The organism is Pseudomonas sp. 5P_3.1_Bac2, assembly GCF_025465995.1.
Lineage (GTDB): Bacteria > Pseudomonadota > Gammaproteobacteria > Pseudomonadales > Pseudomonadaceae > Aquipseudomonas.
Genome location: NZ_JANLNY010000028.1, coordinates 373,627 through 391,864, shown reverse-complemented (window position 1 = coordinate 391,864; position 18,238 = coordinate 373,627). Strand labels below are relative to the sequence as shown.

Genomic DNA, 18,238 nt, shown 5'->3' with positions numbered 1-18,238 from the left:
CGCGCGCCCATGCCGGTTTGAGCAAACGGCTAAACGCCGCCGCGCTTACGGAAATAACCCCACACCAGTAGCAACGCCAGGGCGCCCAATAGCCCCGCCGCGCTAAACAGCGCCTCGTACCCCAAGCTCTTGGCCAGCACCCCGCTGGTCGCGCCGACCAGGCCGGCCAACAGCAACTGCACGCTGGCTTGCAGGGTAAAGTCGGCGCCTTCGTGCTCACGCCGGCACTGCTGCATCATCACGGCAAACAGAGCGACGCTGGACATCCCATCCGCCGCCTGCTCAAACAGGGTCACGGCGTAGACCAAGGTCACGTCGCTGGCCTGATTGACCAACAGCGCCATGGCGCCGATGCCCAGCGCTTGCAGCAGGCCAAAGCCAAGCAACGCCCGCTGCGCACCGATACGCGCATACAGCAAGCCGCCGAGCAGCGCGCCAGCGATGCCAGCCAGGGTGGTGAGCAGCGTCAGCTGGCCCAAGGCCGCGCTGCCCCACTGACCATCCACCAGCATCGGTTTGATCATCGGCGAGCCCAGCGCGTCGCCTAACTTAAAGCTCAGCAGCACCAGTAGCCACAGGCCCATGCCGGGCTGACGCAGCAGGCCGCGGTAATGCTGCCAAAGCAGTGCCGGGCCAGCGTTGCTCTCTGCGGCTGAGGCATTAAAGGGCAGCTCGCGGGGCTCGTTAAAGCGCGCAATCGGCACCGTCATCAGCACCAGCAGCAACGCCACGATGGTCAAACTCAAATGCCAACCGAGCGGTTCGATCAGCAGCAAGAGGCCACTACCGCTGACCAACATGCCGACCTTATAGCCGCCCACTTGCAGACTATTGCCCAGGCCGCGCCAGCGCTCCGGCAGCAAGCGCACGGCCAGGCCATCGGTGGCGATGTCCTGGGTCGCGGCGGTGAGATTGATCAGCAGCAAGAGGCCCAGCAGCAACCCTATCTGCTGGCCGAATAAATACTGTGGATTCAATAGCGCCAAGGCCGCGACCAGGCTGACCACCGTCAGCTGCAACGGCACGATCCAGCCCCGCCGATGACCCAGCCGGCGGCTGGCCAGGCGATCCACCCAAGGCGCCCACAGCACCTTGAGCAGCCAAGGCAAGGCCAGCAGTTTGAGCAGGCTGATCAGGGCCAGGTCGACGCCATGTTGGCGCAGCAGCACCGGCAAGGAATGGGCAATCAGCCCCGAGGGCAAACCCTGGGCGCAATACAGTGAGGCCAACAGCACGATGCTGCTGCGGCTAAGCGAGCTGGGCGCGGCGGAGGTCGACATAACAGTACTGGCCTTGGGCGAAACGGCGACAGTAACGGCAGCTTAGGCGGCAAACAAGCGCCTGGCCCTACACCTCTTGCTCCGTTTGTTGGGCAAGCAGACGGGCAAACTGCTCGGCCTCCAGCGGTTTGCTGATCAGATAGCCCTGAACCTCATCGCAGCCCTGGGCCTTGAGGAAGTCCATTTGTGTCTGATTCTCCACGCCTTCGGCCACCACCTTCAGCTCCAGGCTGTGGGCCATGGCGATAATGGCCCGGGTGATCGCCGCATCTTCGCCACCGGGCGTGAGGTCGCGGATAAAGCTCTGGTCGATCTTCAGATAGTCCACGCGGAAGCGCTTCAAATAGCTCAGCGACGAATAACCGGTACCAAAGTCATCAATCGCCAGCTTCACCCCCAGCTCGCGCAGCTGACGGAACGCGCTGATCAGGCTGTCGACGTTATCCAGCAACTGGCTTTCGGTCAGCTCCAACTCCAGGTAATGCGGCGCCAGACCGGTTTCCTCCAGCACCTGACGGACCAGACTGAGCAGATTGCCCTGACGCAACTGATGCACCGACAAATTCACCGACACGCGAATCTGGCTTAAGCCCTGGCGCTGCCATTCACAGACCTGCAAACAGGCCTGGCGCAGGACGAATTCGCCGAGGGCGCTGATCAGCCCGGTCTCTTCCGCCAGGCCGATAAACTCCCGCGGCGGCACCAAGCCCAGTTGCGGATGCCGCCAGCGGACCAAAGCTTCGGCGGCGTCCAGGCTGTCGTTGGCGAGGTTCAGCTTGGGCTGGTAGAACACCTCTAACTGGCCTTCGGTGATGCCTTTACGCAGTTGGTTTTCCAGCTGCAGGCGTTGCAGGCTAAAGGCTTGCAGGTTGTCGGTGAAGAACTGGAAGCAGTTACCGCCCAAGTGTTTGGCGTGCTGCATGGCCATATTCGCCTGGATCACCAAGGCCGAGATTTCCCGGGCGTTATCCGGCAGCAGGCTAATGCCCAAGGATGCGCTGATCACCAGCTCATGGCCTTCGATCTGCATCGGTGCGCGCAGCTTGCTCAGCAGGTGGCTAGCCAAGCGCGTAAGGCTGGCGATGCTGGCGTTGGTATCGATCAGAATGACAAATTCATCGCCGGACAAGCGCGCCAGGGTATCGGCCTCGGGCAGCGCCTTGGTCAGGCGGCGACTGACCTTACGCAGCAGCTGGTCGGCAACTTCATGGCCGAGGCTCTCGTTGAGCAGCTTGAAGCGATCCAAATCGATATGCAGCAAGGCGATGCTGCGCCCGTTTTGCCGCGAACGCTGGCTGGCCTCGTGCAGCCGCTCGCGGAACAGGCTGCGGTTGGCCAGGCCGGTGAGCTCGTCGTAGTGCGACAGGTATCGCAGGCGCTCTTCCACTTCCCGGCGCTGCGACAGGTCGGTAAAGAAGCAGACGATATGGCTCAGTTGCGAAGCGCTGTCGTGGACCATCTGTACTTGCAGCCACTGCGGGAACAGCTCACCGCTCTTGCGCGCCTCGATCAGCTCGCCGCGCCAGGCGCCGCTGCTCTCTAATTCCTCGCGGATCTGCTGGTACTGGCGCAGGCTGGCGGTGCTGCCAAACAGCTTAAGCACGCTTTTGCCCAGCACCTCTTCCCTGCCGTAGCCAGTCACTTCGCTGAAGGCCTGATTAACCGACAGCACCCGGTAATCCGGGCCCAAGATAAGGATGCCATCGCTGGTCGCCTCAAACACCGTGGCGGCCAACTGCTGCTGTTGCTCCTGCAACTTGCGCGCGCTGATATCGCGACGCGTGCCGAGCATGCGCAGCACCCGCCCGTTGTCGTCGCGCTCAATGGCGCGGCCACGGTCCTCGACCCACACCCAATGGCCTTGGGCATGCTTGACCCGGTACTCGACCTGATAGTCGTCGCTGTGGCCCTTCATATGATCGACCAAGGCCCGTAGCAGCAGGTTGCGGTCCTCAGGGTGCAGACGCGGCTTGAGATCGCGCAGCATATGCTGCACCTCGCTGGACTCCAGGCCGAAAATTTCCAGCAGGCGCGAGTGATGCACTTCATCGCTGCGCAGGTCCCAGTCCCACAGCCCCAGCTCGCTGGCTTCGATGGCCAGGGCTAAGCGCTCACGGCTTTTGCTTAAGGCATTGCTGGTTTTATCCAGCTTAAGGGTGCGCTCCACCACCCGCGCCTCAAGGTCGGCATGGGCCTCACGCAGTTCAGCTTCGGCGCGCCGGCGCTGACCGACTTCGCGGGCCAACTCGCTGTTCAGCGCATCCGCTGCCGCCTTAGCCTGCTGCAGGTTGGCGATCAGCGCCTGGTTGTGGAAACGCTGCAACAGAGTGTTTTGCACCAGCTGATTGACCTGCCAGGTGATCACCAGCAACGCCAGCAACAGCACGGCCGCCAGAATCCCCCAACTCAGCGCCAAGGCTTCATCGCCCAGCAGCAGATAAGCCAGCACCGGCAATAAACAGGGCAAGACAAAGGTCAGAAAAGCGCTGTAACTCACGGCGTAGGCGACACTGGCCGACAGCACGGCGGCAGCGATCAGGCTATAGACCAAGGACTGCTGGAACAGGTCTTGCGACGGCACCAACACCACGGCGGCAAAGCCCAGGGTCAGCCCCGAGGCCGCCGCACCGAGCAATAACAGCAGATGCCAACGGGCGTGGGCCTGGTGGCTGAGCGCCGCCTGACTGAAGGCGCGCACCTGAATCACCCGCACCATGGCCAGGATCAGCAACCACAATGACCAGCAGAACAACGCCCACAGCGGTAATTCATTGCTCAGCAACACGCTACAGAGCATGCCGCTTAGGAACATAAAGAAGGTGGGCACCAGCGAGCCCTGATGCAGCATGCGCGTGCGTTCAGCGGCGATCTCGGTGGCGAAAAATTGCTCCGCCTCGCGGCCAGAAGTGGCCCGCAGCGCAGAGCTAACAACGGGTGGTGTCGCAACAGGCATAGGCGATTTTCTTGTAATGGGTGCCTAATCGTCGACGCAGAGTAATCGAGCCAGCGCTCTAGCCCAAGCCTTCCAAGCAAAAAATCTAGCCCGGCAATGGCTTTACCTCGCATACCTGAACGCAATCTACCGCGCAGCGATAGCACTTAACAATTACCTGGGCGAAATTCGCCGATCAGCTGGTTTGCCCTGCCCGGCCCCTCCCCCTAGAATGCGGCGATGCAAAATAGCCCAGAACTTCTCCTCGCTTCCCTCAACGACGCCCAGATCCAGGCCGTGGCCGCGCCACTTGGCCGCCAGTTGGTCTTGGCCGGTGCCGGCTCGGGTAAAACCCGCGTGTTGGTGCACCGTATCGCCTGGCTGATCCAGACCGAAGATGCCTCGCCGCATTCGATTCTGTCGGTGACCTTTACCAACAAGGCCGCCGCCGAGATGCGTCACCGTATCGAACAGATGCTCGGCCACAGCCCGGCCGGGATGTGGGTCGGCACCTTCCACGGCCTGGCCCACCGCCTGCTGCGTGCGCACTGGCAAGAGGCCGGCCTTGTGGAAAACTTCCAGATTCTCGACTCCGACGACCAGCAGCGCTTGGTCAAACGGGTGATCCGCGAGCTGGGGCTGGATGAGCAGCGCTGGCCGCCGCGCCAGGCGCAGTGGTTTATCAGCGCGCAAAAAGACGAAGGCCTGCGCCCGCAACATATCCAGCCCGGTGGCGATTTGTTCTTGGCCACCATGCTGAAGATTTACGAGGCCTACGAGGCGGCCTGCGCCCGCGCCGGGGTCATCGACTTCTCCGAGTTGCTGCTGCGCGCGCTGGACTTGTGGCGCGACAAGCCGGGCCTGCTGGAGCACTACCAGCGGCGCTTTAAGCACATTCTGGTGGACGAGTTCCAGGACACCAACGCCGTGCAATACGCCTGGCTGCGCCTGCTCGCCAAGGGCGGCGAGAGCCTGATGGTGGTTGGCGATGACGATCAGTCGATCTACGGCTGGCGCGGCGCGAAAATCGAGAACATCCGCGAGTTCAGCGACGACTTTGCCGATGCCCAGATCATTCGCCTGGAGCAGAACTACCGCTCCACCGCCGGCATCCTCAAGGCGGCCAACGCCCTCATCGCCAATAACCAGGGGCGCCTGGGCAAAGAACTGTGGACCGAAGACGACGACGGCGAGCCGCTGAATCTGTACGCCGCGTTTAACGAGCAGGACGAAGCCCGCTACGTGGTCGAGTCGATCGAGGATGCGCTGCGCAAAGACGGCCTCAAGCGCAGCGAAATCGCCATTCTGTACCGCTCCAACGCCCAATCGCGGGTGCTCGAAGAAGCCCTGCTGCGGGAGAAAGTGCCGTACCGCATCTATGGCGGCCAGCGCTTCTTCGAGCGCGCCGAAATCAAGAACGCCATGGCCTATTTGCGCCTGCTCGACGGCCGCGGCAACGACGCGGCGCTGGAACGGGTGATCAACGTCCCGGCGCGCGGCATCGGGGAGAAAACCGTCGAGGCGATCCGCGACTTTGCCCGCCAGCACGAGCAATCGATGTGGCAGGCGATCATCCTCATGCTGGCCAACAAGGCCCTGCCGGGCCGCGCCTCCGGAGCGCTGGCCGGGTTTATCGAGCTGATCGAAAACCTCGCCGCCAAGACCCAGGACATGGCCCTGCACCTGATGACCCAAACGGTGATCGAGCAGAGCGGCCTGATCGCCTATCACCAGGCGGAAAAAGGCGAGAAAGCCCAAGCCCGTATCGAAAACCTGGAGGAGCTGGTCAGCGCCGCGCGCGCCTTCGATAACGAAGAAGACGACGAGCTCAGCCCACTGCAAGCCTTCCTCACCCATGCGTCGCTGGAAGCCGGCGATACCCAGGCGGCGGAGAACGAGGACAGCATCCAGCTGATGACCCTGCACAGCGCCAAAGGCCTGGAGTTCCCCCTGGTGTTTTTGGTCGGCATGGAAGAAGGCCTGTTCCCGCACAAGATGAGCCTGGAAGAGCCCGGCCGCTTGGAAGAAGAACGCCGCCTGGCTTACGTGGGCATCACCCGGGCCATGCGCAAACTCTTTATCACCTACGCGGAAACCCGCCGCCTGTACGGCGCCGAGACCTACAACAAGGTGTCGCGCTTCGTCCGCGAGATTCCGCCGCAGTTGATTCAGGAAGTGCGTTTGTCCAATAGCGTCAGCCGGCCTTTTGGTGGTGTCAGCCGCAATACCAGCACCAGCAGCAGTTCGATGTTTGCCGGCAGTGCCGTACCAGATACGCCGTACAGCCTGGGCCAACGCGTGCAGCATGCGCTGTTCGGTGAAGGCACTATCCTCAATTTCGAAGGCGCAGGCGCCCAAGCGCGGGTGCAGGTCAACTTTGAGAACGAAGGCAGCAAGTGGTTGATGCTTAGCTACGCCAAGCTTGAGGCGCTGTAAGCCCTGGCCTGCCTGACCTAACAGAGGAGCGCCGGGATGCGCCGCTGCTTACTGCTACCTAGCCTGCTACTGCTCCTGTGGGGTTTGAGCGCCTGCGATAAACCACCGGCACCCGCCCAACAGTGGCACTGGCAGATGCTCAGTGCCTGGCCGGCGCATTCCGCTGAGTTCGCCGCAGCCGAGCGTTTGGTCGCGCAGGTGGCGCTGATGAGCGCCCAGCGCCTGCAGATCAGCGTCGTCCCGGCCAGCGATGAAGTAACGCCCCGGCAAATTCTCGCCACACTAGCCAACGGCACGGTCCAGCTGACTTACGGCAGCCCAAACGCCTGGCAGACGGATGCACCTGGCACAGCCTTTAGCAACGCCATCCCCTTTGATCTGAGCGTGCCACAACTCAATGCCTGGCTGAGCCAAGGCGGTGGTCAGGCGCTGTGGGCGGCGAGCTATCAAGACCCGCAGATTAAGCCGCTAACCGTGGCCAGCGCCCCGCCCACAGGCGGCTGGAGCAAGGTTGAGATCAAGTACCTGGGCGACCTTCACGGCCTAAGGATTGCCAGCACCGGTAACACGGCCGAACTGTGGCGCCGCCTGGGTGCCAACAGCAGCCAGCACAGCGACCTACAACGGCTCAATGGCCTGCGCAGAGGCGAGTTAGAGGCCAGCAGCGGCGGCGGTTTAGTCCATGATCAAGCCTTGGGCCTTGGCCAAGTGGCCGCTTACTTCTACCTCGACTGGCCAAATCCACCGGCGCTGCTGGAGCTGCTGGCCAATCAAGCCGCCTTCGCCGATTTGCCGGAGGATCTGCAAGCCATTTTGCTGCAGGCCAGTCGTGCCACGAACCAAGAGCTGCTGGACGGCGCCACCTACAGCAACGCCATCGCCCTGGATGAGCTGAGTAAGAGTGGCAGCCAGATTAAGCAGTTGCCCGCCGCGGTACGTGCCGCCTTGCAACGGCACAGCAGCCAATTGCTGAGCGAGCAGGCGGCGCAAAGTGAACTCAACGGGCGCCTATGGGCCTCTCTGCTGGCCTTCCAGGCGCTACTGCGGCCGGGCATGCCAGCGCAAGCGCCAACGGCCCTGCAACCCTGAGGCTAAAGCGCCGGGCACTGGCGACCAACGGCGTTAAAATGCCCCGTTGGTCGTTTTATTCAGCCCCCCAGCTGTGCCCATATGTGCCCAGCCACGGGCTTTGCGCCGAGCTAAAGCAAAAGGTCGAAACATTCTATTGCTGGCCAGCCACTTGACTGCCGGGCAAGATGTCCGACGAAGATCCAATAACCAAGAGACAGCTACTATGCAGCGTTTCCTCACTTTGGCCATGGCCCTGTTCCTCAGCCTTGGCATGATGACCGTCAGTTTCGATGCCGAAGCCAAACGTATGGGCGGCGGCAAATCCTTTGGCGCCGCACCTAGCCATCAAACCCGGCAACAAGCCCCGAGCACGCCGAGCGCGGCGCAAGCTGCGGGTCGTGCGCCGGCGGCTGCCAGCGGTGCTTCGCGTTGGTTAGGCCCACTGGCCGGCCTGGCTGCCGGTGGTCTGCTGGCGTCGATGTTTATGGGCGATGGCTTTAGCGGCCTGCAGTTTATGGACATCCTGATTTTCGGCGTGATCGCCTTCTTGCTGTTCCGCTTCCTCGCGGCGCGTCGGCAGAAAGCCGCTGCCTCGGCCAACCCACTGCGCACTGCAGGCCCCGTCGCGGCCAATGGTGCACCGATGGAGCGGGAAATCCCGAATAACGCCGGTAACAGCAATATCTTCGGCAACAGCATCCCAGCCAGCAGCGCGCTGATCAAACCTGTGATCAACGCTCCGGCTTGGTTCAACGAAGAAAACTTTATCAATGCCGGTCGCGAGCACTTCCTGAGCTTGCAGCAGCATTGGGATGCCAACGAGATGGACAAGATTGCCGAGTTCGTCACCCCGCAACTGCTCGAATTCCTGCGCCGCGAGCGCACCGATCTGGGTGATGGCTTCCAGTCCACCTACATCGAAAACCTTGAAGTGCAGCTCGACGGCGTGGATGACAACAGCGACAAAACCGTTGCCACCCTGACCTTCAGCGGTATCTCCAAGACTTCGCGCTTCGACCAAGGCGAGCACTTCAGCGAAAGCTGGCGTCTGGAGCGTGCGGTCGGTGACAACCAGCCATGGCTGGTGGCCGGTATCCGCCAAAACTAAGGCGTATCGCACAGCTAAAAACGCCGCTGGGTGCCCCCCAGCGGCGTTTTTTTATGCCCGGCGGTTGGCTAGCGACTCGGTTATTTAACGGCCTTCTCGCCCCAGGCCTTGATCGCTGCGCTGCGTTTTTTGCTGCTGGCTTGGGCGCGGTCGATCACCTCCGTGTAATCCGCCAGCCAACTGCGCGAACCGGCCAGCATATTGGCCAGGTCGCGCATGCCCAAGCGCAGACCATCCAACACCTGCTGGTAGTCCTGCTCTTGGGCCTGCAAGACCTGGCTGACTTGCGCGATGGTGTCGGGGTTCTCCAGCTTGAACAGCTGCGCTTCTACTTGCCGCGCCTGCTGGCTGGCGGCTAATTGCTCTTGATGAGTCAGCGCCAGTTGTTGCTCGACCAGCTGATGCTCCAGACGCTGCACCTGCTGCTGCAAACTGTGCAGTTGCGCACCTTCATCGGCGCGCCACAGGTGGTAAAAATTAAAGCCGACGCTGACTAACATCAGGCTGCCCAAGGCCACACTTAGGCCGAGGATAAAACGGCGATTACGCTGGCCAGCAGCGGTGAGCAGATCAAGACGTTGCTGCTCACTAAGCTCCCCATCCTGAGGCTGTTGTTCTCGGCTATTCATGCCAATTCCCTATGAATTAACTGACTAAGCATCAAAGGCGTCGATGGTAGCACTGAGACAGCTGTTTTACTGAGCCCGGTCTAGGGTATAAATCGCTCCCGAATCAGTCGTACAGAGGCATCCCGTGGAAGAAGTCATCGAACAGTTGCGCGAACTCAACGAGCCGGTGCCCGTACCGTTGGATTTGCCGGACGAAGAAACCTTGGTGGAGATCCAGGAGCAGATCCTGATCCACCTGCCCTATGACCTGCGCGAGTACCTGCTGCAAGTCAGCGACGTGGTCTATGGCCGCTACGAGCCGGTCACCGCCAGCGACCCGCAATCGCACACCTACCTGCCGGAAGTGGCCGCCACAGCCTGGTCCTTAGGCGTACCGCGCGAGCTGGTGCCGCTGTGTGAAGACCAAGGCGACTACTACGTGGTCGAGGAAGACGGCACCGTGCTGCTGTGGGAAGCCGACACCGGCGAGATCAGCGAAGACGAGACCTGGGAGTCGGTGTGGCACTGGATTCGTGACGTCTGGCTGGAAAGCTAAGCCGCTGCCCCTGAGCGCCAGGCGCGCTCAGGGCCGCTACAGTCAGTTATTGCTCATGCTCGAGTCGCTTCAGCAGAAAGCGGGTGAAATAAATCAGGTCCTGCTCCATGGCCTGGCGCGCACCTTGGGCATCGCCACGGTGAATGGCGGCCAAGCATTGCCCGTGAAAATCATTGAGCTGCGTATCCAACTGGGCTGCATTAAACAGCCGGGTAAAAAACGGTCCGACTTGTAGCCACAGGGTTTCGATACTGCGCAGCAGCACCGGATTGCCGCAGGCGCGGTACAGGCTCAGATGAAACTCGCTGTTGGCTTGCAGATAAGCCGCCAACTGGCGCTGGGCGATGGCCTCCTGCATGCGTTCCAAGCACTGCGCCAACTGGCTTAGCTGCGCACTGTGCAGGCGCGGCGTGGCTAACTCCACGGCCAGCCCCTCTAGGCTTATGCGCACTTGGGCGATGTGCTGATAGCGCTCGGCGGTCATCAACGGCACCCGTACCGAGCGCTGCGGCGCGCCTTCCAGCGCACCTTCGGCGACTAAGCGCTGCAACACGGCGCGCACCGGCATGGCACTGGTGCCCCACTGCGCGGCTAGGTCGCGAATTTTCAAGCGCTCGCCAGGCACATACACGCCACTTAACAACGCTTGGCAAAGCCCTTGGTAGAGCGGCTCCTGCAAATTATCGGGCATGATCTCAACGTCCTGTCGCTGGTGGGGCAGGCAGTTGTGCGAGGGTGAGGGAACAATTACGCATGGCATCTCCAAAAATGTCTTATTTGCATCATCTGCCGGCGCCTGGTGGCCGCCGCGCAGGTCTTCAATCACGGGCGCACAGCTAAGGCGCCTTGTTCTCGATCAGCGAGTTGCCGCCATCCACCACCAGCACTTCGCCGGTGATATAGCTGGCCTCGGCTGAGGCTAAAAAACCGACCAGCGCCGCCACTTCCGCCGGCCGCCCGGCACGGCCCATGGGCGTGTACTCGGCGGCGCGCAGCTCATGCTCGGTACTTGAGGCGGTGGCAATCCAGCCCGGCGCCACGCTGTTAACCGTGATGCCCTGCTTGGCTACTTCAAGCGCCAAGCCCATACTCATGCCCAACATACCGGCCTTGGCCGGGGCATAGGCGGCCTCGCCGGGATTGGCACCACGGCTACCGGTGGTGGAGCTGATATTGACGATGCGTCCATAGCCGCGTGCCTGCATGCCCGGCAGCACGGCGCGGGTAAGCAGAAAGGCGCTGCTGAGGTTGCGCGCGATGGACAGGTTCCACGTCGCCAGGTCCATCTGCGCCAGCTCGGCAAACGGCTCCGGACTGCCCTGCATGGCCATGCCGGCGTTATTCACCAGCACATCCACCCGCCCCCACTGCTCGACGGCCCAGCTAGCCAAGGCGGCGACTTGCTGTTCAGCGGTCAAATCGGCACATACAGCCCGCGCCTCGATGCCAGCGGCGCTCAGCTCCTGCGCCCGCTGCAGGACCCGTTCACTGCTGGCCGTGAGTAAGACGCGCAGGCCCATTTGCCCCAACCGCTGGGCAATGGCAAAACCGATCCCGCTGTCGCTCCCCGCGCCGCTGACTAACGCCACCTGCTTAACTTGCATGGACTGCACCTTGCTCTGAGGCCCGGAAATGGCCGCTTGTTTTATTTGTGATCACAAAATAGCATGAATAAAAAACGATAAAGGTACTCAGCATGACCGCCAGTGGTATTAGCCCAGCTGCCGTTGAAGTCTTCGCGCAGAAACAGCGCCAGCTGTTTTTGCAAGCTAATCCCAAATCTCAGGCGTTGGCCGAACGGGCGCGCCAATCGTTGTATGGCGGCGTGCCGATGCACTGGATGGCCGACTGGTCGACGCCCGTGCCACTGTTTGTCGAACGGGCTAAGGGCGCGCGCTTCTATGACGTCGATGGCCACGAGTACATCGACTTCTGCCTGGGCGACACCGGCAGCATGTTCGGCCACTCGCCCGAGCCCATCGCCCAGGCCATCGCCGAGCAAGGCAACCGTGGCCTGACCACCATGCTTCCCGGCGAAGACGCGGTAGTCTGTGGCGAGCTGCTGGCCCAGCGCTTCGGCCTGCCCTACTGGCAAGTCACCGCCACCGCCACCGATTCCAACCGCTATGTGCTGCGCTGGGCGCGCGCCATCACCCAGCGCAAGACCCTGCTGGTGTTTGACGGCTGCTACCACGGCACGGTGGACGACGTGATGGTGCGCGACCGCGACGGCACCACGGTGGCGCGCAGCGGCCTGATCGGTCAGGCCTATGACCTGACCCAATACAGCCGCTCGATCCCCTTTAACGATGTGGCCGCGCTGGAAGCCGCCCTGGCCCAAGGCGATGTCTGCGCCTTGTTGTGCGAGCCGGCGATGACCAATATCGGCATGGTCCTGCCAGAACCTGGCTTTATGCAGCAGTGCCGCGAACTGACGCGCAAGTACGGCAGCCTGCTGATCATCGACGAAACCCACACCATCTCCACCGATATCGGTGGCTGCACCCGGCTCTGGCATTTAGATCCGGACTTCTTTGTGCTGGGTAAGCCAATTGCCGGCGGCGTGCCGTGCGGCATCTTTGGTTGCAGCGCCGCGATGGCCGAGCAGATGAACCAGGCCCGCCAACGCGCCAGCGCCAATAGCCATGGCCATAGCGGCATGGGCACCACGCTGTCGGCCAACGCCCTGGCCATGCACTGCATGCGCGCCAACCTGGAACAGGTGATGACGCCGGCCGCCTACGCGCACATGCTGCCGCTGGCCAAGCGCCTGGCCGATGGTTTCCGGCAGTTGATCAGTAAGCACCAGCTCAAGTGGTCGGTGACCGAGCTGGGCGCGCGCAGCGAGTTTCAGTTCTGCGCGGTATCGCCGAAAACCGGCGCCGAGGCCGAGGCGGCGTTCCACGACGAGCTGCAAATGGCCCTGCACCTGTACCTGATCAACCGCGGCATCCTTATCACGCCGTTCCACAACATGACCCTGTGCTGCCCCAGCACCAGTGCCGCCGATGTGGATAAGTTAATCAGCACCCTGGATCAGGCCCTGGACGAATTGCTGGCCATCCCCGGCGCCCGCGAATAGCCGTCGAAGTATTGGTGGATGGCTTCGTCCATCCACCCTACCAAGGCCGCGCCGCAAACCCGTAGGGTGGATGACGCTCTTCTCATCCACCAAGCCAGCAACACCGAATTACCGGTGAATGGACAAGCCATCCACCCTACGCATGCAACACCGCAACAGCGCCGCAAACCCGTAGGGTGGATGACGCTCTTCTCATCCACCAAGCCAGCAACACCGCGTTATCGGTGGATGGACAAGCCATCCACCCTACGCATGCAGCACCGCAACAACGCCGTAACCCGTAGGGTGGATGACGCTCTTCTCATCCACCAAGCCAGCAACACCGCGTTATCGGCGGATGGACAAGCCATCCACCCTACGCATGCAACACCGCAACAAGGCCGTAACCCGTAGGGTGGATGACGCTCTTCTCATCCACCAAGCCAGCAACACCGAATTACCGGTGGATGGACAAGCCATCCACCCTACGCAATGCAACACCGCAACAACGCCGTAACCCGTAGGGTGGATGACGCTCTTTTCATCCACCAAGCCAGCAACACCGCGTTACCGGTGGATGGACAAGCCATCCACCCTACGCATGCAGCACCGCAACAACGCCGTAACCCGTAGGGTGGATGACGCTCTTTTCATCCACCAACAAGCAACACCGAGCCCAAGCGCCGGCCACCCACAACGTCATCGAGAGACCGCATCATGCAATTTGCCGCCCCCCAGGAAGCCCGCGACTTCCTCGCCGCCAACCCGCAGGTGCGCAGCATCGAGCTGATCCTTATCGATGCCAACGGCGTGCCGCGCGGCAAGCTGTTGCACCGGGATGAGCTGTTGGCCATCTATGAAAATGGCCGACCGTTGCCCAGCTCGATTCTGGCCCTGACCATTCGTGGGGAAGACGTGGAAGAAAGCGGCCTGGTCTGGGAAGTGGCCGACGCCGACTGCTGGACTTATCCGCTGCCCGGCAGCCTGACCCTGCAACCTTGGCGTAACACCCCCACCGGCCAATTGCAGGTGAGCATGCACCCCACCCAAGGTCTGCCCGCCGCCCCGGCCGATCCCCGGCATGTATTGGTGCAGGCCATCGAGCGGCTTAAGGCCGACGGTTATCACCCGGTGATGGCAGTGGAGCTGGAGTTTTATCTGCTCGATCAACAGCCCGACGCCGCAGGCCGGCCGCAACCGGCGGTGCAAGGCAACGGCATCCGCCCGCAAGCGCCACAGGTGTATGGGGTAACCGAACTGGAGCAATTGCAGCCGTTTCTCGATGATCTCTACGCCGCCTGCGCGGTGCAACGCCTGCCGGTGCGCACGGCGATTTCCGAGTACGCCCCCGGCCAGCTGGAGCTGACCCTGGAGCACCGCTTCGACGCCCTGCAAGCGGTGGATGAAGGCGTGCGCTACAAACGTCTGGTCAAAGGCGTGGCCAACAAACACGGGCTGCATGCCTGCTTTATGGCCAAACCCTTTGCCGATTTGGCCGGCAGCGGCCTGCATTTGCATGTCAGCCTGGCCGACGCCGCCGGCAACAACCTGATGGCCAGCGCCGATCCCCAGGGCACGCCGCTGCTGCGCCATGCCATCGGCGGCATGCTCGCCACGCTGGACGATGCGCTAGGGATTTTCTGCCCCCACGCCAACTCCTTTCGCCGCTTCCAGGCCAACAGTTATGCGCCGCTGGCCAAGAGCTGGGGGGTAAATAACCGTACTGTGTCACTGCGCGTGCCCGGCGGTCCGGCGCACAGTCGGCATATCGAACACCGCATCTGCGGCGCCGATGCCAACCCTTATCTGGCAGCGGCGGCGATCCTCGCCGGGATTCATCACGGCATCCAACAGCAAATAGATCCGGGTCCGGCCATTGTCGGCAACGGCTATGCGCAAGCGCGGGACACCCTGCCCACCGACTGGCTCACGGCGCTGCGCAATCTGGAGCAGTCGAGCTGGGCCAAACAGGCCTTGGGCGAGGACTTCCTCAAAGTATTTTTGTCGATCAAATGGGCAGAAATGCGCCAGTTTATGGCCGAAGTCGGCGAGCAAGACTGGCGCTGGTACCTTACTCACGCTTAGCTGAAAGCCACGCAGGTCGTGGCTTCGCCCACGGCCTGTAGCCCAAGGGGCAACTTATTCGCGGCCATAAGCACTAAGCTAGGCCCCCCTCAGCCTGATATGAGCCTTATTCTATGGAACCTATTAACAGCCAGCTGTCGATGACTGTGCTGATGACCCCGGACATGGCCAACTTCTCTGGCAAGGTCCACGGCGGCACCCTGCTTAAGTACCTCGACGAAGTGGCCTACGCCTGCGCCAGCCGCTATGCCGGGCGCTACGTGGTGACCCTGTCGGTGGATCAGGTGATCTTCCGCGAGCCGATCCAAGTCGGCGAGCTGGTGACCTTTCTCGCCTCGGTCAACTACACCGGCCGCACCTCCATGGAGATCGGCATCAAGGTGGTCACGGAAAACATCCGCGAGCGCTCGGTGCGCCACACCAACAGCTGCTTCTTCACCATGGTCGCGGTGGACGATCACGGCAAATCCGTGGAAGTGCCGCCGCTGCTGCCGGAATGCGCCGATGGCCTGCGCCGCCAGCGCAAAGCCATACAGCGCCGGGAGATCCGCAAAGAGCTGCAAGAGCGTTACAAATCCCTGGGTGATTAATGAGCAATATCGACGCATTGGCAACAAACCGGGCATGACGATGGAGTAAGCTCTGGCCATTGTTGCGGGAGCCGCCATGATTGATTTGTTCGATGTATTTCTGCTGATGTTGTTCGCCACCTGCTGCGCCTGGCTGTGGCATGCCCACGGCCTGCGCGAGCGGGCACTGCAGTTGGTCAAGCAGCACTGCGCCAAGCTGGAACTGGATTTGTTGGACGAAAACGTGGCGCTGCGGCGCATCGGTTTTGTCCGCGACGGCCAGGGCCACAAGCGCTTTGCCCGTGTCTATGGCTTTGAGTTCACCGTCACCGGCGAACAGCGCCACGATGGCACCATCACCATGTTCGGCAAGCATGTTGGACGCATCGAACTGGCGCCCTACCCCATGCTGCACAGCGTCGATAACAGCGCCAGCGTGATCCCGCCAAGCCCTGAGCTTAACCCCGGCCACAGCTCTAACAGCGACCACCGCGGCAAGGTGATCGAACTGGCCCAGTGGCGCCGCGAGCACAGCAAGCCCAACGACTACCAGTCGCTGCACTGAGCCCTGGGTTCTGTCCAAAAAGTCTCCCCGCGAAGATCAGGCAAGGCAAACAACGGTGAGCAACGGACTGCGCGCGCATTCGCCTTTACCAGTGGTAAATCAGCATTGCGAAGCGATTTTTAACGCCGCCTGATCGAGCGCAGGCACTTTTCGCACAAAGCCTAAAGCAAGCCCAACGCACGCAGGCTGGCCTTGCCCAAGGCGATACGCTGCGGCCCCTGCTCGATATCATCCATCGGCATATTCAGGGCAAAGCTATAACGCTTGTCGCCGTGTTCCAGCCAGCCGACCCACCAACCTACGCCCGGCTGCTGCGCCGTCGACCAGCCAGTTTTGCCATATAGGCGCCAATCAGGGCCTTGTTCCAGCAAACAAATCTCGCGCACCACGGCTTGCTGCTCGGCGCTAAACGGCAGTTGATCATCCATCAAGCGGGCGAGGAACTGGCTTTGTTCAATGGCGCTAATGGCCAGCGGGCCGCGCACCCAGAAGTTATCCACAACCGTGCCAACCTGGCCGTTGCCGTAATCCAGCGCCGCCACTTGCGCGGTCATCCGCTTAAGGCCCACACGCCGCGCCAGCTCTTGGTACACCGGGTAGTTGGAGACTTGGATGGCCTCGCGCAGGCCCATGTCTTTTTCCCAACTCTTGAGAAAGCGCGGCTGACCGTCATAACGGAAAACTTCATCGACACTGCTCACCGCCCCGCTGCCGAGACCAATCAGGCTGTTGGGGATTTTAAAGGTCGAGGCCGGGACAAAACGCTGCTGCGCCCGCGCCTGATTAGTGCCGACTAACTGCGTGCTGCCCAGCTCATACACAACAAAAGTGCCCGGCACCTTGGCCTGGGCGAACAACTGCGCCACGCCAGGGCTATCGCGCCACTGTAAGTCCTGCGCCTGGGCCAAACCCAGGCCCGCCATCAATAGCGCAGCCGTAATGATTCTCTTCAAAGCTGTTGCTCCCTAAACCTTGGTTCGGGCATTTGGACCGCTATAACCGGCAGGCGTTAAACGCCACCTGCAACGCCGCGGCATCTTGCGCCTCGGCGAAGATCAGCTCTAGGCGCGAGTCGCTGCGCCACGGGCTGCTTTGCCAGTGTAAGGGCTGAGCATTTACAGCATTGGCCGCCAGCCAGCCGGCGTTGCTATTGAGCACCAGCTTGGCGCGTCGCCAGCCCAAGCTGTTCAACCATAGCTGCACGCGCATCAACTCAAACTGTTGGCTGGGATGCCAGCGCCAACCGATGCTCCAGCCTTCGGCCTGCTGTTGCTGCAAGCAGATCGGCTGCTCGGGACTGCGCCACAAGGTTTTCAGCTCGGGCTCAGCCGGCGGCAGGTGATCCACAGCATCGACCGTAGTGGTTTGGCTGCTATAGCCGGGTAGCTGGTGCAGCTCGATGGCGCCCTGCACGGTCCATAGCAGCGGCCTTGGCGGCAGTTGCGCGGCGACTTGCGCACGGCTTGCGTCATCCAGCCGCTCGGCTTTGTTGAGCAGCAGCAAGCCGGCGCTGGCTAAGGTTTGCGCTTGGCTGTCGGGCAATGGCTCGCCGGCGGCCAGGGCTTGGGCATCCAGCACCAGCAACGCGGGTTGCACGGCCAGCACGCCAGCCCAAGGGGCGTCGCGCAGTTGCTCAAGCAATTGCAGCGGATGACCCAAGCCCGAGGGTTCGATAAACAGGCGCTGCGGTTTGGCCTTGCGCAGCAGCCGCGTCAGGCCCACCTGAAACGGCACGCCGTTGACGCAGCACAGACAGCCGCCGGCCACCTCGCCGAGACTGATGCCTTCATCGTCCGTGCTCAGCAGCGCCTGATCGAGGCCAATCAAACCAAACTCGTTAATCAGCAGCGCCCAGCGCTCGCCACTGGGGCGCTGCGCCAACAGCTGCTTAAGCACACTGGTTTTACCGGCGCCCAAAGGCCCGGCGATCACGTGGGTGGGGATGTTGTGCAGCATCGGACACTCAA

16 protein-coding genes are annotated in these 18,238 nt (G+C 62.0%); 9 read left to right on the top strand and 7 right to left on the bottom strand.

The window, feature by feature from the left end; translation table 11 throughout:
• Nucleotides 1–29: 29 nt before the first annotated feature.
• Nucleotides 30–1,280: an MFS transporter gene (locus NTD81_RS18915; RefSeq protein ID WP_262184288.1), complete on the bottom strand. Its 1,251-nt coding sequence runs from the start codon at nt 1,278–1,280 to the stop codon at nt 30–32.
• 67 nt (nt 1,281–1,347) lie between these two features.
• Nucleotides 1,348–4,233 carry a GGDEF domain-containing phosphodiesterase gene (locus tag NTD81_RS18910; protein ID WP_262184287.1) on the bottom strand — a complete coding sequence of 962 codons (2,886 nt, stop codon included), beginning with the start codon at nt 4,231–4,233 and terminating at the stop codon, nt 1,348–1,350.
• A 219-nt stretch (nt 4,234–4,452) separates the two neighbouring features.
• On the opposite strand from NTD81_RS18910, the gene uvrD reads away from it, so the two are divergent.
• From uvrD to NTD81_RS18895, 3 genes are all read left to right on the top strand, one after another.
• Nucleotides 4,453–6,648 (top strand): DNA helicase II, encoded by a 2,196-nt coding sequence (gene uvrD, locus NTD81_RS18905; protein ID WP_262184286.1) that lies wholly within the window; start codon nt 4,453–4,455, stop codon nt 6,646–6,648.
• Between the two features lie 36 nt (nt 6,649–6,684).
• Nucleotides 6,685–7,737, top strand: a complete 1,053-nt coding sequence (locus NTD81_RS18900) for an ABC transporter substrate-binding protein (RefSeq protein ID WP_262184285.1) — start codon at nt 6,685–6,687, stop codon at nt 7,735–7,737.
• Between the two features lie 205 nt (nt 7,738–7,942).
• Complete coding sequence (locus tag NTD81_RS18895; protein WP_262184284.1) at nt 7,943–8,827, top strand: Tim44 domain-containing protein; 885 nt, start codon at nt 7,943–7,945, stop codon at nt 8,825–8,827.
• A gap of 80 nt (nt 8,828–8,907) precedes the next feature.
• On the opposite strand, the gene NTD81_RS18890 is transcribed toward NTD81_RS18895, so the two are convergent.
• Nucleotides 8,908–9,456 (bottom strand): hypothetical protein, encoded by a 549-nt coding sequence (locus tag NTD81_RS18890; protein ID WP_262184283.1) that lies wholly within the window; start codon nt 9,454–9,456, stop codon nt 8,908–8,910.
• Between the two features lie 124 nt (nt 9,457–9,580).
• On the opposite strand from NTD81_RS18890, the gene NTD81_RS18885 reads away from it, so the two are divergent.
• Nucleotides 9,581–9,991, top strand: coding sequence for an SMI1/KNR4 family protein (locus tag NTD81_RS18885; protein WP_262184282.1), 411 nt, complete (start codon nt 9,581–9,583; stop codon nt 9,989–9,991).
• Between the two features lie 46 nt (nt 9,992–10,037).
• On the opposite strand, the gene NTD81_RS18880 is transcribed toward NTD81_RS18885, so the two are convergent.
• Nucleotides 10,038–10,682 carry a GntR family transcriptional regulator gene (locus NTD81_RS18880; protein ID WP_262184281.1) on the bottom strand — a complete coding sequence of 215 codons (645 nt, stop codon included), beginning with the start codon at nt 10,680–10,682 and terminating at the stop codon, nt 10,038–10,040.
• Between the two features lie 145 nt (nt 10,683–10,827).
• Nucleotides 10,828–11,595: an SDR family NAD(P)-dependent oxidoreductase gene (locus NTD81_RS18875; RefSeq protein ID WP_262184280.1), complete on the bottom strand. Its 768-nt coding sequence runs from the start codon at nt 11,593–11,595 to the stop codon at nt 10,828–10,830.
• A 92-nt stretch (nt 11,596–11,687) separates the two neighbouring features.
• Between NTD81_RS18875 and NTD81_RS18870 the strand changes: the two genes are divergently transcribed.
• The 5 genes from NTD81_RS18870 (at nt 11,688) to NTD81_RS18850 (ending at nt 16,271) form a co-directional block, all read left to right on the top strand.
• A complete protein-coding gene (locus NTD81_RS18870) occupies nt 11,688–13,073 on the top strand; it encodes an aspartate aminotransferase family protein (protein ID WP_262184279.1) in 1,386 nt (461 codons plus the stop codon).
• An 18-nt stretch (nt 13,074–13,091) separates the two neighbouring features.
• Nucleotides 13,092–13,466, top strand: coding sequence for a hypothetical protein (locus tag NTD81_RS18865; RefSeq protein WP_262184278.1), 375 nt, complete (start codon nt 13,092–13,094; stop codon nt 13,464–13,466).
• 303 nt (nt 13,467–13,769) lie between these two features.
• Nucleotides 13,770–15,137, top strand: coding sequence for a glutamine synthetase family protein (locus NTD81_RS18860; protein ID WP_262184277.1), 1,368 nt, complete (start codon nt 13,770–13,772; stop codon nt 15,135–15,137).
• A gap of 113 nt (nt 15,138–15,250) precedes the next feature.
• Nucleotides 15,251–15,727, top strand: a complete 477-nt coding sequence (locus NTD81_RS18855) for an acyl-CoA thioesterase (RefSeq protein WP_262184276.1) — start codon at nt 15,251–15,253, stop codon at nt 15,725–15,727.
• A 76-nt stretch (nt 15,728–15,803) separates the two neighbouring features.
• Nucleotides 15,804–16,271, top strand: a complete 468-nt coding sequence (locus NTD81_RS18850; protein ID WP_262184275.1) for a DUF3301 domain-containing protein — start codon at nt 15,804–15,806, stop codon at nt 16,269–16,271.
• A 161-nt stretch (nt 16,272–16,432) separates the two neighbouring features.
• Here NTD81_RS18850 and blaOXA read toward each other — a convergent pair whose 3' ends face one another.
• Together blaOXA and NTD81_RS18840 are read right to left on the bottom strand one after the other, a co-directional pair.
• Entirely contained in the window at nt 16,433–17,194 is a 762-nt protein-coding gene (gene blaOXA, locus NTD81_RS18845; RefSeq protein ID WP_410017183.1) for a class D beta-lactamase, read from the bottom strand.
• A gap of 70 nt (nt 17,195–17,264) precedes the next feature.
• Nucleotides 17,265–18,227 (bottom strand): CobW family GTP-binding protein, encoded by a 963-nt coding sequence (locus tag NTD81_RS18840; protein ID WP_262184273.1) that lies wholly within the window; start codon nt 18,225–18,227, stop codon nt 17,265–17,267.
• Between the last annotated feature and the right edge of the window lie 11 nt (nt 18,228–18,238).